Source organism: Aeoliella mucimassa (genome assembly GCF_007748035.1).
Taxonomy (GTDB): domain Bacteria; phylum Planctomycetota; class Planctomycetia; order Pirellulales; family Lacipirellulaceae; genus Aeoliella; species Aeoliella mucimassa.
In genome coordinates this window covers 2,540,421-2,557,089 of record NZ_CP036278.1, presented here as the reverse complement: position 1 = coordinate 2,557,089, position 16,669 = coordinate 2,540,421, and the positions used below count along the sequence as shown (strand labels likewise).

The window sequence follows — 16,669 nt, the reverse complement described above, 5'->3', positions numbered from 1 at the left end:
GAGGGTTCCGTCGGCAAACGACTCGGCAAGTTGGATTCATAGGTTATAATTCGGCAGCGTTGCTGTCGGCCACATTCCGGCTATTTGAGGCTTGAATTCGTGCATTTTGTTCCCCACTCTCTGCGTTACGTCCTCTGTTCACTCGTCGTCTTGGTGATGGTCGAGTCGGCTCCGCTGGCCCAAGGTCAGCTCGCTGCACTCGAAGCACCTCCGGGGGTCAACGCGGATTCCGAGCGCGAACAGGCGTACGACCAACTCGCTCGCGATGTCGCAGCCTTGGATCGCGAACTCGGCATCATCAAGCGGGTGGTCAAACTCGTGACTCCTTCGGTCGTGCATATCGAAGCCAGCCCGGTCCGCGAAGCTCGCGGCCGCTCCGACGTTCAAGAAGCGGGCTCCGGCGTCGTGGTCACTTTGAATGGCAAGCCATACGTGTTGACCAATCGCCATGTGATCAAGAACTCGTCCGAAGCACTGATCAACGTTCATTTTGCCGATGGAACGAACCTGCACCCGAATCGCATCTGGAGCGACTCGCAAACCGATGTCGCAGTGATGCGAATCGCCGACCCGAATCTCGTCGCCGCCCGCATGGGCAATAGCGACACCATCGATATCGGCGAACAGGTACTCGCAGTCGGCAGCCCGTTCGGGCTGAGCCAAAGCGTGACCCGCGGCATCATCAGCGCCAAAGGTCGTTACAATCTCGACCTCGGCGATGGCGACGTCCGCCTGCAGAACTTCTTGCAGACTGATGCGGCCATCAACCCCGGCAACAGCGGCGGTCCACTCATCAACCTCCGCGGCGAAGTCGTCGGCATCAACACCGCGATCGCCAGCAACTCGGGCGGCAACGAGGGCATCGGCTTTTCGATTCCCATCAACGTGGTCACGCGCATTGCCAAGGACCTGATTACCAATGGCCAGGTCAAGCACGGCTTTCTCGGCGTTACGCTCGACTCGCTGTTCGATGAGCGTCGCGCCCAGGCGCTGGGGCTCACCGTGCTATCGGGCACACGCATTAAAGCAGTCGAACCCAACTCGCCGGCCGATCTGGCAAGGCTCAAAGAGAACGACGTCATCCTGCTCTACAACGGAGTTCGCGTAGAGGACATGGATCATCTGATTAGTCTGGTAGGGCTCACCGAGATTGGTCGCGAGGTTCCGCTCATCGTGTTTCGTGACCGTCAGGCGATGAAAATCGACGTGAAAATCGCGACCCACAAAAAGTCGAATGGCAAATAGCCATCGCCGCTTCTTACGGCGCTGACTCCAGCGTTTGCACGATCACTGCTTCCACGGCCGCGGCGTCCATTTCCATGGCGACGTCGATGTTCGGCTGCTCCACCGAGTTCGGTCGGCGATCGAACACCGTTGCGCCATGCGTGAGCGTGCCAGCGGTCTCTACGTCGCCATACATCCGTTCGATGGTGAACAGCGAAGGACGCATCGCTGCGACGACCGCGACTGCGTCGTTCACGTAGACTCCTTCGACGCCAAGATGCTGACGCGCGCTGCGGTACGCTCCTGGCAAAATTCGCTGCAGCAGATTCGAGGTCCGCGAATCTCGTTTCTTCAGTCGTTCGAGGAAATCGAACGTCAACATCACGTTACGTGTCACGTCGAGCGGAATCAGCGTCTTCGTGACCGGCGAGCCAAACACCTGCTTGGCCGCTTCGCTGTCGCAGTAGATGTTGAACTCAGCCGAGGGAGTCACGTCGCCCGGCGCGGCAACCGCACCTCCGCACATGATCAGGTGCCCAATCTGGCTGGCCAAATCGGGATCGTAACGCAGCAGGTCGAACACGTTCGACATCGGTCCGGTCGCGATCAGCGTAATGTCACCCGGAGCGCGACGAATCTCGTCGCCGAGCACTTTGACCGACATATGGCGGTTCGCCAGTTCAGCAACCTGGAAGTTCGCGCCGCACAGGCCATCCTCGCCGTGCAAGTGGCGGGCGTCGGTGCGGAGAATCTGGTCGGGCGAGGCCCCTCCAATGCGGGGCCAGCGTTTCGGATCGAGCTGCTCGATGATCGCCTGCACGTTGCGGCTCGTGAGCTTAGGCCCCACGTTACCGCCGGTTGCGGTCACGGCCACCACGTCCAGTTCCTCGGCGGCCAGCGCAACGCACAACGCTACAGCGTCGCTGTAGCCAGGATCCATATCCAAAATCACTTTGCGGGGCATCAGTACCTCTCGCGGCTAAACATGGGTTTGTCTCAATTCGGCAGGCAACTCCGCTGCCTTGCCCCCGTCCCGAGCCGCGCACCATAGCACAATCCGCAGCAAGAGGACAGATGGGCTTGCCTTATCAGGTATGATACGCTGGAGGGTTGCAAAAACACATGATCACTGTAGCTGCTCCTATTTCCGACTAGTTTCGAGCCTTCATTTCTTCCAACATGAATCCACAAATTGCAGAACTCATCGGTCGTGTCGCTGGCGGCATCGATCTCACCGAAGACCAAATGCACACCGCCATGGACCTCATGATGCAGGGTGCCTGCACCGATGAGGAAATCGGCTTGCTCCTCTCGGGGCTTGCCGCCAAGGGGGAGACAGTCGACGAGGTGGTGGGAGCCGCCACGGCGATGCGGCAACACATGACCACCATCCGTACCGCTCGCACCGGGCTGCTCGACACCTGCGGCACCGGCGGCGGAAGTTCGCAGACGTTCAACATCAGCACCACCGCGGCCATCGTCGCTGCCGCGGCGGGAGTGCCGGTCGCCAAGCATGGCAATCGCAGCGTTACGAGCCGCAGCGGTTCGGCCGACGTGCTCGCCGCACTCGGCGTGAATCTCGACGCGAGTCGCGAACAGGTCGAAGCTTGCCTCGACCAACTGGGGCTTTGCTTTTGCTTTGCCCCGCTCGCCCATCCAGCCATGCGGCACGTCGCCCCAGTGCGCCGGCAACTCGGCATCCGCACTATCTTTAACGTGCTTGGTCCGCTGGCCAACCCCGCTGCGGCCGAGTACCAACTGCTCGGGGCAGGGCGGGGCGAGTTGACCGAGCTGCTTGCTGCGGCCATGCAGCGACTCGGCACCGCTTGCACGCTCGTCGTGCACGGCCACGATGGCATGGGCGACGTCTCCTGCAGCGGTCCCACCGAGGTGCTGCGGGTCACGCCCGATTCGATGGATGCGTTCACTTGGACCCCTGCGGATTTTGGATTGACGACCTCGCCGGTCGAAGCACTGTCGATCGACACGCCGGACGAAAGCGCCGCGCTGGTTCGCCGACTCCTCGACGGAGAGCAAGGCCCCCCGCGCGACGTGGTGATCCTCAACGCAGCCGCCGGATTGATCGCAGCCGGCAAAGCCGACCAACCAGCCGATGCAGCCAAGCTGGCCGCCGAGGCCATCGACTCCGGAGCCGCCGCCCGCCTGCTGACGCAGCTGGCCGAACTCTCGCACCGCCCCGCGGAATAGATTCTCAACGCTCACGAATAGATTCCCAATTTTCCCATCGATGGGAAAATTGAATCTGCGCGTACTCTATAAAACCAGCGGTTTTCGGTCTCGAATAGATTCCCATTTCCCAAAACGCATCGAGTGGGAATCTATTTTCCCGCTGCGCACTTATCGCAAGTCGTTGACAGATAACAGTTTGCATCAACACCTCCGCAATAGTTGCCCAAAATAGATTCCCACCCATGGGAAAGTATTTTGAGTTGGGAGTTGGGAGTTGGGGGTTAGAACGGGCAGTAGGGTGGGTCCAGGAGCTTCCAGCGACGCAGCCCCACCACCGCATTACCAACCGCGCAGCGGCGAGCGCCCACGCAAGCAACCATTCGCCTGCGCGTCGATGCTGTAATTCATGGGAACTCAAAAATAGCTAAACCATTCCACTCTCCAACAACGGACTACTGACCACCAACAACGGACAACACACAACCTGTCCATTAGAACACCACAGGTGGCCATTTCCTAGCGAAAAATGGAACATCCAGCAAAATCGCTCCGCCTGCAGACGAAGGCTAGCGAAGTGGAACAAGGAGCGACACAAGAATTCTCACGCAGAGGAGCGGAGCCGCAGAGGACAAGGGCGTAACCGACTGTCAGTCAGCACCTGAATTGCCACTGTTTAGTTGGCTTGAAGAGAATCAAGCAAGCTTGTCCAATTCTTGGCGACCACCCATGCGAAACCGCATCGACCTTCACTCCGCGCGGCCCACAAGACGCCGACCGACTTCTTGTGCAACTCCTCGGGATCGTTCGACATCTTGCCCATTTTGTACTCGACTATCACGATACGGCCATCTTTGAGTTCAACAATAAAGTCGGGAAAGAACTTGCCTGGACTCTTCGGAAGCCAAAAGCCCCCTTGGGGTTCGCGCTCCGGATTTCTTATCCAGCGTTCCACGTTATCGTGAGCATCGATATGCTGGGCGCACAGCCGCTCTTCGTCGTTCATCTCCCCGATTTGATCGAAAGCATGCTTGTTAAACCGCACAGCAGAATCATCTAGTCGTGCAGGTTTAAATTCCTGCTCTTCAATCCACACCGCATGTTCGTCGGAAGTGAGCACTGCTTCGGGCATGGTTTGGAATAACTGGTCGGTTGCCTTGCGGATTTGTTGCCGGCCATGGTCGGCAACTTTTACCCGCAATACTTTGGCGAGTTCATGCCGGCGACGCACCACCATGCCGCGCTGCAAACCACGAGCGTCGATCAATCCGTCCACAATCTTAGCCAGCCAAGGCTGACTTTGCGAATGCGGCAACCCCTGCAGCGAATCGCCCCGGTGCAATTCTCGGTCGAGCCAGCGAGCGATTTCCACGTCGGTCCAGTCCTCGCCTTCGCCAATCAACTCTAGTTGTCGTAACCGAACGTCGCCCGCCATACGAGTTACCAGTCCACCATCATCGGCATTCTCGGCCGGCTCCACGTCGATAGTAGCTGCCGAACCAACCCGTAGCTCCGAAGCAAACTCTGTCTCCGTGAGAACCGGATTGCATGTGTCGAGATCCCACTCAAACTGATCGAGTTCGATCGGTTCGAGCAAGGTTCGTCGCTCGCCCTGCAGCACCGTTAATCGCGGCACTTGTAGCGGTTTCGCGTACTCGGTGAGCGGCTTGGCAGCGACTCCAACTGGACGTTCGCTTTCCCAAAAGGCATCGACTGCCTGCTTGTCGCTTTCGCTAGCCACCGCTTCGCGAAGCAAGCGGACCTCGCCAGCCGAGGGCAAGTCGTTAAGCACTAACTCCTGCTTGGCTTGGTCGTAACTCACCTTAGCAGCGAGGGTAGAGGGCATGACTTCCGGATCGGGAGCCTTCGCCAGCGGAATAGAGCCAAAGCCAATCCGACGTTGCCCTTGGGCGACGACCCGAAACGCTTCGGTGGCCGAACGCTCGTCAAACCCACAGGTCCGCACCATCTGATCGCGAAGCTGCCCGGCGGTTTCGGCTACCGAATCGCTCAGCACAAACGCGTACGAGCGGTCGAGGGCAGGGACACGGGTCGGTGTCGCGTTCGGCATCCGCAGGATGCGACCAATCAACTGCTCGACGGCGGTGGCAGTGGCGGTGTTGCCGATGGAACCCAGCACGTAGGCCAGTGGGCAGTCCCAACCTTCGCGAAGCTTATCGACAGTAATTACGTAACGCACTTGGCAGTTGGTCGCCATCAGATTCTCGTCGCCCAACTCGTCGATCTTTCCCGTACAAATGCGGACGTATTCTTCGGGCACTCCCAGTTTCTCGACAAGGGCCTCTTTCACCACCTCAACCGTGTGGGTCTCTTTGGTTTTGCTGTTTGGTTGGGCTTGGATCAGGGCAATCGGGCGATAGAAAGGCAAACCGCTGTCGTGATGGGCTCGGTCGGCGACTACTTCTAACTCTTCGCGCCGCTGATGAGTGGCGGCCAGCACTTCGAGCCAATCGCCGCGGCTTTCCAAGTCGACCGGCAGTTTAATCATCCCCTCGTTCTTTAGCTCCAAGGCACTTACTGCATGAAGCACGTTGCTCGCAAACGTAGGAGACGAAGGGTGCTGCGGATCGTGCGCATGCTCCGGCGTGGCCGTCAACTCCAACACAAACGAAGGGCCAAAGCGGGCCAGCGAGTCGAACGACGTTGGCGTCCGCGCATTGTGGGCCTCGTCCATGATCACGATTGGCCGCCGAAGTCGCAGGGCGTTGGCCAGCGACAGATCGACCAAACCGCTGGCATCGGCCGATAATTCGTCGCGGACCCACGTCGGCAAGTCTGCCAGGGCCGCCTGCATGTACCCATTGTCGCGATAGATGCGACGCGCGGCGGCCAATTCCCGCCCCTTGTCGTCCTGCACGCGGTACGATTGGATGGTGGTAACCACTACCAGCGGGGCCGAAGCTTTCACCAACCGCGGCGATAGCAACACCTCCTCGATAGTCGATACCTCGACCGCTGGGCCGAGGGCTTCTTCAAGGGCTACTCGGTAAGGGTGCGACGGATTCTTGAGCGCCCGCAAGGTTTGATCTCGGATCGTGGTACTCGGCGTAATCCACAAGCAGGCGGGTTGATCGGTTTCGAGCAAATGGCGTCCAACGACTCCCACCGCATGGGCAGCGAGCAACGTCTTGCCACCGCCAGTGGGTAAGCGGAGGCAAACGTACGGCACCCCCGCAAACTTAGGTGTCTGGTAGTACGAGCGGCCGGCGGTTGTCTCTTCAAACGCATCGCGTTCAGGCACTCGACTGCCAGTCAGCTTGTAGTCGCGGACCGACCTGGCGTATTGCTTGAGTGCCTCAAGCGACTCGATCTGGAACTCTTTTAGGGGAAGACGCATGGGCAGGGTTTACGCCTCGCGCAGAGAGTAAGGAATTTGCCGGAACGTCACCCGTTCGCGGCGCAAAGTGGCCTCGCCAAGTCGGCAGGCCTCGCCATACACCACTCGCTCGATGCCATTGGGGGCGTGGTGCTTGTCGTCGGGCGTGGGCAGGTCGGCCAGGATGGCCGACGTTAGCACGTTTCCCCCCTGGGGCCGGCGGTCGCCGAGCACACCATTGTAGAGTAGGTAGATGGCTCGGCCTCGATGGACACCAAGCAGGGGGCAGTTTTTCTGCGGTCGCTTGGGGATGGGAACCCCGGTTTCAAGCAGGTAAACGTACCGCGCCAAATCGGCAAACGGCACGTCGCCATTAATGTTGCCATGCTCATCGAGCAGCGTGCGACCGAGACGGCAGTAGCGGAAGCCAAGCGGGGTGGCAGATTCGCTAGACTCGCTCCCCCCCCCCCGTTTCACATTCGGAAAGCTGCTCGGATGCTCGCTCTAGTCGCTGCCGGGTGACTCTTTGTGAAACCTCGGGTTCGACCTCCACGAGGATGCAACGACGATTGCCTCCATCGGCTTTGTTGGCAGCCATTACCGCATGACCAGTCGTGCCACTGCCCGCGAAAGAATCCAGAATGAGCGAATCTTTCTCGGTTGCCAAGTCGATGATGCGTCGGATTAGTCGAGTAGGTTTGGGAGTGATAAAGACATCGGCAGATGAGTCAAAATCGCAAAGGCTGACCAATTCTTTCTTTGCTTCTTGAGTATGTCCCACTTCTTCATACTTCCACAATGTCTGCGGAACTACACCTTGCTTAACTTCTGAGAGAAATATCTTGGGAGCCGGAACGCTATTCCCATCTTTTCCCCAGTAGATGCGACCTTCAGCGTCTAGTAATTCCAACTTCTCTTTAGAAACTCGCCAATAGGATCCACGCGGAGGACCTGTAATGACCCTGCCACCGGGACAAGTAATTGGATATGTCCCTTTGCTATAGTAGTTTCGTGCTGCAAGATTATTAGGTCGCCAAGGTCCTCTGGGGTCGTCATCCCGATTGCTGTATGCCTTATTTTGCTTGTCGGTGCGAGGCATTAGATTTGGCAAAAAACGCTCAGCATTTCTTGCGTATACAAGAATGTAGTCATGATCTTCGGAGAAATACTTGGCTGAACTCTTAGGAGCATACACTTTCTGCCAGACAACCGTTGCAATGAAGTTCTGCCTACCAAACACTTCATCAAGGATTGCTCGTAAGTTCTGGACTTCATGGTCGGCAATCGAAACAAAAATCGCACCATCTTCTCTCAGAAACTCCCGCAAAAGCGCCAGTCGCGGGTACATCATGCAGAGCCACTTGTCGTGGCGGCAGAGGTCTTCGGCCTCTTTGCCGACGACCTCACCAAGCCATTTGCGGACGCGGGGGTCGTTGACGTTGTCGTTGTAAACCCAGTTCTCGTTGCCGGTGTTGTAAGGAGGATCGATGTAAATGCACTTTACCTGTCCCCGATAGCGGGGCAGCAAGGCCTTGAGGGCTTCGAGATTGTCTCCCTCAACCAGCAGGTTTTCGGCATCGGGATCACCAACCGACAGTTCGCGGTCGCACTCCAACAGCCGCGTCGGCACTCGGCGGTGATGGTCGACGACCGCGTCTTTTCCAATCCAGTTGAGTGTGGGCATCCGTGCTGCGCTCTGGGAGAACGTGGGAGAAGAAGGAACCGAAACCCCTATTCTAGGTGAACTCGCTGGCGGTGTTAACGGGGCTTCGCCGCTACGGAACCTTGTCGCCCTTGGCACGCGGAATACACCGTTCGCTTACTCCGAAATCTCGTCCCAACTCTCAAGTCCCACGATCGGTAGGGCGAACTTCGAGGTTTCATCCCAGGCTGGCGTGCCGGCGGCTTGGAAGCAGTCGTACATCGGTTTCTTGGGATGGGGATCGGCCGCACCCGGCGTGCGGCGGCGGAGGCCCAGGTTCAGGCCCCCTTCGTGGGGGTGATCGATGTGGCGGTGCAGGATGAACGCGTCGATGCCAGCGAGGCGGTTGACCTTCTCGTAAGCGTAGCAATAAGCGGCCGCTTGCGCCGTCTCGCCCTCTTTGTCGGGCGTGCTGTGGAAGCCTTGCTCGCTGAGTAACACGTGCCTTGTCGCTCCCTCATGCTGCATCGCCGGCTGCTTGAGATAGTCGGTCAGAATGTGCAGGTTCTTGAAGGTCACCCGCGGGGTGTCGGGCGTGTCGGTTGCGGTTTTGTCGTTCCAGAATCGCGGCTCAAACAGGTTCTCGGGATAGGGATGAAAAGCAACGTGCCAATCGAAGTCGCCGCCAGGAGTCTCTTTGGCGCGCTTGGCAAAGTACTCGAGGAACGGGCGGGCGGGGAACGCTTGCAGCTCGTCGCCGCCGGGGTAGCGGATGTTCCAATGGTGCTCCAGCGACAGGTACACCCGCGGCCAGGTAGCCTTACTCCGCACCGCAGTATGCACGATACGCACCGCGTCGAGGTAGTCTTCGGCGAACTCCTCCATGGTCACGCGGCCGCAGTTGCTCCAGAACCAGTGCGAGTTCACCTCGTTGCCGACGATGTACCCGACCATCCGGCCGCATTCGCCCGAAGGACGCGACCACCGCTCGGCGAGAAACTCGATGGTAGCAGCCAGCCACTCGCGCCCCTCTTGCGTCTCGGTGTTGAAGGCCCCCAAGTGGTTAGGAGCACTCTTGTCGTAGCTCGGGTGCAAGGCAACGCGGTTTACGTCGGGATCGTCCGACTCGTAGGTCAATAAAATGGCATACACCAACACGCCCGCGTCGCTCAGCGGACGGAGCTGCTGCTCGACGCCGCGGACGAAGTCGCCATTCATGGTGTAAGTGCCGGTTGCGTTCTGGTAGCCAATCACCCGCGGGTCGTCGGCAGCCGCGCCGGGCAGCATCGCCTGCGAGAGATTGATGTTGAGCGTCGCATGGCGAATGCCGAGCGCGAGGGCATCGTCGACGAGTTCGACCTGCAGGCCTTTCTTCGAGTCGGCCGTGGGGAAGGTCCCCTCGTAGGGAGTCGCGGGCTGCTCGGCCTGTGACAGCGAGCCAGCCATCATCAGCAGGCCCATGAAACAACAACCAGACAACAACGATGCTAATCGACGAATCATGGATAGAACCTAAGTGCGGACCGCGGTATTGCGGTCGTTGTTGAGCAACGCGGGCTACTATTGCACCACGAGCCGCGATTCGATTCCGCAGCAAGGCGAATGGGCTAAGCGAGCACCGACTTCACGACGTGGGCTTCTTCGACCCCGGTAAGTTTTTGGTCGAGACCACGGAACTTCACACTCAGACGATTATGATCGATGCCAAGCTGGTGGAGAATAGTCGCATTGAGATCGCGAATGTGGACCGCGCCGTCTTCAAACTTGGTGGTCGGCGCGCCGGATGCATCGACGATGTTGCACCCGTAGTCGCAGGTATTGCCATGCACGGTGCCCCCTTTCACGCCGCCGCCGGCCATCCAGATGCTGAAACAGCCGGGATGGTGATCGCGCCCGTAGGTCTTGTCGTTGAGCGTGCCTTGGCAATACATGGTGCGGCCGAACTCGCCGCCCCAGACCACCAGGGTGTCGTCGAGCAGCCCGCGTTGCTTGAGATCTTGCACGAGCGCCCAGCTTGGCTGGTCGATGTCGCGACATTGATTCGGCAGGTCGCCTGGCAGGTTGAAGTGCTGGTCCCAACCGCGGTGGAAGATCTGGGTAAACCGAACTCCGCGCTCGATCATCCGCCTCGCTAGCAAGCAACTCGCGGCGAACGTGCCGGGCTTGTGGACGTCGGGGCCGTACATGTCGAGCACGTGCTGTGGCTCTTTCGACAGGTCGGTCAACTCCGGTACCGACGTTTGCATGCGATAGGCCATCTCGTACTGGGCGATGCGGGCCTCGGTTTCGGGATCGGCGAATTGCTGATACCGCTCGCGGTTGAACGCGGCCACGGTGTCCAGCACCCGGCGGCGATCGGTGGGGCTCACGCCGGGGGGATTCGACAGGAACAGCACAGGGTCGCCGCTCGAACGCAGGGCGACCCCCTGGTGCTTACTCGGCAGGAAACCGGTACCCCAGAGCCGATTGTACAACGCTTGGGCTTCCTGGCGACCGGTCCAACTAGGGGTCATTACCACGAACGACGGCAGGTTTTCATTCTCGCTGCCAAGCCCATAACTGAGCCAGGCACCCAGGCTCGGTGAGCCAGGCAGTTGGTTGCCGGTAGTGATGTAGGTGATCGCTGGATCGTGGTTGATGGCCTCGGTCCACATCGAACGAATGATGGCAATGTCGTCGGCCATTCGCGAGGTGTAAGGCAGAAGCTCGCTGATCCAGGCGCCGCCTTGTCCGTACTGCTCGAACTTGTACTTCGAAGGAGCGATGGGAAACGCACTTTGCCCCGAGGTCATCGTGGTCACCCGAGTGCGCAGCACCGGCGAGCCATCTTCGTACACTTCCTTGCGGAGATCGGCCTTGAACTTGTCCCGCATCTTCGGCTTGTAGTCGAGCATGTCGGGCGGCGACGGGGCTCCGGCCATGAACAGGTAGATCGCCCGCTTCGCCTTGGGGGCGAAGTGAGGAACGCTGCCGATGCCGAGCTTCGCGCTGGCGGCCGCCGGTTTGGCGCCGGTCAACGAGGCGAGCGCGGCGGTGCCGAGCCCCAGGGCGGTGCCGCCGAAGAAATGCCGACGGGTCAGTTGCTGCAAATGTTCGCGAATAGGATCCATGGCGTCGATCTAAGGGGTTGAGACTTGAGGAACATGCGTAAGGAGACAGCGATCCACCTGCAAGCGAACGAGCCGCTTGCGAGTGGCTACTCCTTGTTGAGCACCTCATCCAAATTCAATATCGCGTTGGCCACGAGTGTCCACGATGCCAGCTCGGTGTGATCGAGTTCGTCGTCCATCGGAGCCTCGCCGACGCTGAGCAGTTGATCGCGACTGTTAGGATCGCTCTCGTAGCGAGCGAGGCTTTCGTCGAACAGCGTGCGAAGCCGATACAGCTCGTCGTCGGTCGGCTCGCGGAGCGTTGCCAGCTCGAACATGCGATCGACGACCGCATCGGGCTCGTTCTTGGCGTCTCGCATTGCTCGCTGGGCCAGCGCCCGGGCGGCTTCGAAGTACTGCGGATCGTTCAGCAACATGAGCGCTGCCAGGGGAGTGTTGGTGCGTTCGCGACGCACGACGCAACTCTCCCGCGAAGGGGCGTCGAGCGTCGTCATCTCCGGCGGCGGCGACGTCCGTTTCCAGAACGTGTACACGCTACGGCGGTGCACCTTTTCGGGCCCGTGATCGGCCACGAAGGTCTTGGTGTTCGAACCGGAGTAGGCGACCGCCTCCCACAGACCACTCGGCTGCGGTGGCTTCACGCCGGGGCCGCCGAGCTTTTCGACCAACAACCCACTCACGGCGAGCGCCTGGTCGCGAATCACTTCGGCATCCAGCCGGTACCGTGGACCATGCGACAGCAACCGATTCTTGGGATCGATCGCGGTCAGCTCCGGCGAGGTCTTGGACGACTGACGATAGGTTTGCGACATCACCATTTGCTTCATCGTGCGTTTGACGTCCCAGTCGTGTTCGCGGAAGTCAATGGCCAGCCAATCGAGGAGTTCCGGATGGCTAGGCCAGGAGCCTTGCGAACCAAAGTCGTCGGAGGTCTCGACCAGACCGATGCCGAACAGCTGCTGCCAGAAGCGATTCACGGTGACTCGCGCCATAAGCGGCTGCTGTTCGGTCAACAACCAGTTGGCCAGGCCAAGTCGATCCTTGGGAGCATCGTCCGGCAGCGACGGCAAGAACTCCGGCACCCGGCGGGGCAGGGCACCTTGCTCTTTGTCGGGCGTATCGTACTGCCCACGGGTCAGCACGTAGGTGGGTCGCACCTCGGCTCGCTCTTTCATGATGAGCGTCGTGGGGATGGCGCTTTCGACAGCCACCTTCTCTTGCTCCACCTTGCTACGTTCGTCGAGTAGCTCGGCGATGCCAGCGTCGTCGGAAATCTGCATGCGATAGTACTGGCGAAGCGTCCGCTGGTGCTCGTCGGTGCGGGCGGCAGGTTCCACGTTCACGGCCGCAATCACCTCGGCCGGCAACTCATTCCCCTCGGGCACGCTGAAGGCAAAGCCGCATCCTCCGCCGTGGTTGACGATCTTCATCAGCAGCTCGTTGGTGCCTTGTTTGAGCTTCAAGGTCACCTGATCTTCGTTCACCGTGACTCCCCGAGGCGTCCGTTTGTCGTGCACCTTTTTGCCGTTCAAGTAGATGCGCACCCCGTCGTCCGAACCGACGCCGACGGTGATCGCCCGCGCCTGATCCGACTCGATCGTGCGATAGACGAACATCGCGGAGACGATTTGCTCGAACTCGGTATGCGGCTCGCCATCGGCCCACTCGGGATGGGCGACCCAGGCGACCTTTTCGCCGGTCGACAGCTCAAACTGATCGTCAAGCTTCACTGGTTTGCCTTCAGGGCCTTGCTTCTGACCTTGCAGATAGCGAAGGTCGGAACGGAAGGGTCCCACGCTGTGCCAGGTGCCCCACACCAGCTCCGGCTTCGCCTGGCTGGCGAGTTGCTCACGGGTTTTGGTTTCCCACTCCGCTTGGGCGGTATCGACCGCTTGCCAAGGAGCATCGAGCTTGGTCGCGAGTTCCTTGAGTCGTTGTTCGAGACGCGCGAGCTCAGTCTGCTGCTCAGGCGTAGGGGCTTTCACCGTGGGGGCGTGGTCGGCCCGGTTGCCATCCATGGGGTTGGCATCGAGATTGTTAAAGAAGCCCGACATCGCGTAGAAGTCGCGCATCGTGATCGGATCGAACTTGTGATCATGGCACACCGCGCAGCCCATGGTGAGTCCCATGAACACGGTACCGGTGGTCGACACGCGATCGACCACGTTCCGCACCCGAACTTCTTCGGCGATCGAACCACCCTCGTTCGTGGTGATGTGCGAGCGGTTGTAGCCGCTGGCGATCAGGTCGTCGAGCGAAGGCTCGGGCAGCAGGTCGCCGGCCAGGTTCATCCTGGTGAACTGATCCCACGTCAAGTTGTCGTTGAAGGCCCGCACCACCCAGTCGCGGTAGGGCCACATCTCGCGATAGTTATCCAGGTGCAAGCCATGCGTGTCGCCATAGCGGACCGCATCGAGCCAGAACCGGGCCATGTGCTCACCATACCTGGGCGACGCGAGCAAGCGATCGACCACCTTCTCGTACGCATCGGCGGAGTCGTCGGCCAGGAACGCGGCCACTTCCTCCGGCGTGGGAGGCAAGCCCGTGAGGTCGAGCGTCACTCGGCGGATGAGCGTTATCTTGTTGGCTTCGGGCGAGGGTTCGAGCCCCGCGGCTTCGATCTCGGCCAGAATGTACTTGTCGATTTCGCCTGCTGGCCACTCAGCTTGCTTGACCTCGGCGGGGGCGACCACTTTGGGAGCAACGAAGGCCCAGTGAGGTTGGTACTTGGCACCCTGCTCGACCCACTTCTTGAGTAGCGCAATTTCCTCGGCATTGAGCGACTTACCCGAATCGACCGGCGGCATCACCAGATCGGCATCGTCGGTCGCGATGCGGGCGACCAACTCGCTGGCTTCGGTATCGCCAGGCACGAGGGCAATGGTGCCCGAATCGGTTTCGGCCGTGGCGGCTTCCTCCAGGTCGAGGCGCAGTCCGGCCTCGCGATGATTTTCATCAGGGCCATGGCACTGGTAACAGCGATCCGATAGCAAGGGCCGAATCTGACGATTGAAGTCAATTCGATCTTCCGCCTGGACGAACGAAACCAAGCTCGTAGCGAGCAAACAAATACTTAGTGATGCACCCTGCATCCACAAACGGGGTCCGATCCACATGTCGTCGCTGCCTCCGAGGGAGAATGGAGTGGTGGGAAGCGATAGGACTTGTGGATCATTATAGCGACTTGACGAAGGCCAATGCCACAGCGAATGGGATTCGATGGCGATTGAACCGAAATCTATATCGGCTGAGCAAGAAACATAAGCAGGAGCATCATCAGACTGCGCAGCACTCGGCCACAAATTGGGCCAAATTAGGAACTTCCGTGTAACAATCGCCCGCCGGCCAACCAATGACCTTTGCGGGTTGGCCGGCGGGCGTATTTTGCCGCTTGGTTAGGGCTGAAGTGCCCCGGTAAAGGCCATTTTAAACCGCGTGAAATCTTCGATATGCGGCAAGTGTCCCAGTCCATCGAGTTCCACGACTTTGATGTTGGGATTCCGCTGTTGGATGCGCTCGCCGATTAAGTCGTAGCGGCCGAGTTCGAACTCAACGCCCGGCTTCATCCAGTTGCGCCCTGGACCGGTGCGGTCGCGGGTGCCGATGATCAAAGTCGTCGGCACTTGGAAGTCCTTGAACTCCTCGACCACCGGCTGGGTAAAGATCATGTCGTAGGTCAGCGCGCTCACGTAGGCCAGCTTGTTCCAGTCGTCGCCTTGCACCCATCCGACCAGCGGCAGCGTCAGCGCGGCGTAACGTCCGTTCCAGGCGCCGTCGTAGTAGTTCTTCTTCTGGTACTCGACGATCTTTTCGGGCGTGCTTCCAAGTTCGTTCTCGAAGAAGAACTGCACATCTTTGTATTGCACGTACTGCAGATAGTTTTCGAGCCCAATGGGATTCACCAGAATCAGTTGCGTGGTTGCCTCGGGGTAGAGCAGGGCGAACCGCGAAGCGAGCATGCCCCCCATCGAGTGCCCCACGACAATCGATTTTTCAATGCCGAGCGACTGCATCAACTGCTTGGTATTCTGAGCCAGGACTGCAAAGCTGTACTGATAGCTCGTGGCCTTGGTCGACTTGCCAAAGCCAATCTGATCGGGCATGAGCACGCCGTACCCGAGCGACTGCAGGTACTCGGCGGTTTGCTGCCAGTACGCCCCGTTGAAGTTCTTGCCATGCAGCAGCGTGACGACCCCCTTGGCCGGGTCCTTGGCTGGCAGATACATGTAGGCCATCTGCAAGTCGCGTCCCTGCGAGTGGAACGCGTAGTTCTTGACCTCAAACGGATACGGGTAACCCTTTAGGTTTTCGTCGAAGGTAATCGCCTCGCCTTCGACGGGTGCCTGTCCATAAGCCGAGCCCGCTAGCATCGCCGCACAAACCGCCAGTAGTAGAATACGCACCATGGCTATTTCTTCGCCTTTCCTGCTTCGAGAGATGGGAATATGCCGGAATGGTACCCAAAGCCGATCCCCCGACAAGACGAGTTTCTCCAGGGGTGCAGAAGGCCGAAGTACCGAATGAGCAGTCGAGAAGCAGCCTCGGGTCCAGCAGCAACAACTGCCGAGTTCCACTAATCCTGCGACTTTCCAGCATGGCTCTAGTGCGTATACTTGACCACAACCAACACGAGAACGCGAGAAACTTCAGGCAATCTTAACCAGAGGGGCACCGACCATGACGGAACAAGAGAAGCTGGTAACCGACTACATCGAAACGGTTTGGAACACTGGCAACTACCAGGCGCTGGAATCGATGACCACGAGCGACTTCGCCTACCATCTGGGAGGCCAACCACCGCGTGACCGGGCGGGGTTGCAACTGTTTGTCACCTCGTGCCGTAGGTCGTTCCCCGACTGGCGCGTTGCCATCGAGAGCATCGTGTCGACCGACGACCAGGTGGCCGTCCGCTGGCGCGGACAGGTAACCCACCAAGGCGAGTTCCACGGCATCCTGGCCACCGGCCGCAAGGTGCATGTCTCGGGCATGAACTTCTACCGCCTGGCAGGCGACAAGATCGCCGAAGAGTGGGAGCAAACCGACTCGCTCGACCTGCTCCGCCAGTTGGGGGCGCTGCCTTGAGCCAACTCTAGCGGCATCAAAGTGCTGGACCTCTCGCTCACCGAGATCACCCCCGAGGGACTCAAGCGTCTCGATAAGGCGTTGCCG

At 59.5% G+C, this 16,669-nt stretch carries 11 protein-coding genes; 3 read left to right on the top strand and 8 right to left on the bottom strand.

The features are described 5' to 3' along the window. Window positions 1-99: 99 nt before the first annotated feature. The gene (locus Pan181_RS10300; RefSeq protein WP_231943800.1) at window positions 100-1,245 is read left to right on the top strand and encodes a S1C family serine protease; all 1,146 of its coding nucleotides are present in this window, start codon (window positions 100-102) and stop codon (window positions 1,243-1,245) included. Between the two features lie 13 nt (window positions 1,246-1,258). Here Pan181_RS10300 and Pan181_RS10295 read toward each other — a convergent pair whose 3' ends face one another. Beyond that, window positions 1,259-2,188, bottom strand: coding sequence for a nucleoside hydrolase (locus Pan181_RS10295; RefSeq protein ID WP_145246732.1), 930 nt, complete (start codon window positions 2,186-2,188; stop codon window positions 1,259-1,261). Between the two features lie 215 nt (window positions 2,189-2,403). Here Pan181_RS10295 and trpD point away from each other — a divergent pair, with 215 nt between their 5' ends. Beyond that, complete coding sequence (gene trpD / locus Pan181_RS10290) at window positions 2,404-3,432, top strand: anthranilate phosphoribosyltransferase (protein ID WP_145246731.1); 1,029 nt, start codon at window positions 2,404-2,406, stop codon at window positions 3,430-3,432. A 655-nt stretch (window positions 3,433-4,087) separates the two neighbouring features. On the opposite strand, the gene Pan181_RS10285 is transcribed toward trpD, so the two are convergent. The 7 genes from Pan181_RS10285 to Pan181_RS10255 all read right to left on the bottom strand — a co-directional run bounded on the left by Pan181_RS10285 (window position 4,088) and on the right by Pan181_RS10255 (window position 15,906). Beyond that, window positions 4,088-6,769: a DEAD/DEAH box helicase gene (locus tag Pan181_RS10285; protein WP_145246730.1), complete on the bottom strand. Its 2,682-nt coding sequence runs from the start codon at window positions 6,767-6,769 to the stop codon at window positions 4,088-4,090. Between the two features lie 9 nt (window positions 6,770-6,778). Then, a complete protein-coding gene (locus Pan181_RS10280; protein ID WP_145246729.1) occupies window positions 6,779-7,225 on the bottom strand; it encodes a site-specific DNA-methyltransferase in 447 nt (148 codons plus the stop codon). Further along, a complete protein-coding gene (locus Pan181_RS10275; RefSeq protein ID WP_145246728.1) occupies window positions 7,197-8,432 on the bottom strand; it encodes a site-specific DNA-methyltransferase in 1,236 nt (411 codons plus the stop codon). The genes Pan181_RS10280 and Pan181_RS10275 overlap by 29 nt, the downstream gene beginning before the upstream one ends. Before the next feature lie 135 nt (window positions 8,433-8,567). Beyond that, on the bottom strand, window positions 8,568-9,893 hold the full coding sequence (locus Pan181_RS10270; protein ID WP_145246727.1) for a DUF5722 domain-containing protein: 1,326 nt from the start codon (window positions 9,891-9,893) through the stop codon (window positions 8,568-8,570). Window positions 9,894-9,997: 104 nt separating this feature from the next. Then, window positions 9,998-11,500, bottom strand: a complete 1,503-nt coding sequence (locus tag Pan181_RS10265; protein WP_145246726.1) for a DUF1501 domain-containing protein — start codon at window positions 11,498-11,500, stop codon at window positions 9,998-10,000. An 86-nt stretch (window positions 11,501-11,586) separates the two neighbouring features. Continuing rightward, complete coding sequence (locus tag Pan181_RS26080; RefSeq protein ID WP_197529133.1) at window positions 11,587-14,616, bottom strand: PSD1 and planctomycete cytochrome C domain-containing protein; 3,030 nt, start codon at window positions 14,614-14,616, stop codon at window positions 11,587-11,589. A 279-nt stretch (window positions 14,617-14,895) separates the two neighbouring features. Further along, window positions 14,896-15,906, bottom strand: a complete 1,011-nt coding sequence (locus tag Pan181_RS10255) for an alpha/beta fold hydrolase (protein WP_145246725.1) — start codon at window positions 15,904-15,906, stop codon at window positions 14,896-14,898. A gap of 271 nt (window positions 15,907-16,177) precedes the next feature. Between Pan181_RS10255 and Pan181_RS10250 the strand changes: the two genes are divergently transcribed. Continuing rightward, window positions 16,178-16,582 (top strand): ester cyclase, encoded by a 405-nt coding sequence (locus tag Pan181_RS10250; protein ID WP_145246724.1) that lies wholly within the window; start codon window positions 16,178-16,180, stop codon window positions 16,580-16,582. Window positions 16,583-16,669 lie beyond the last annotated feature (87 nt).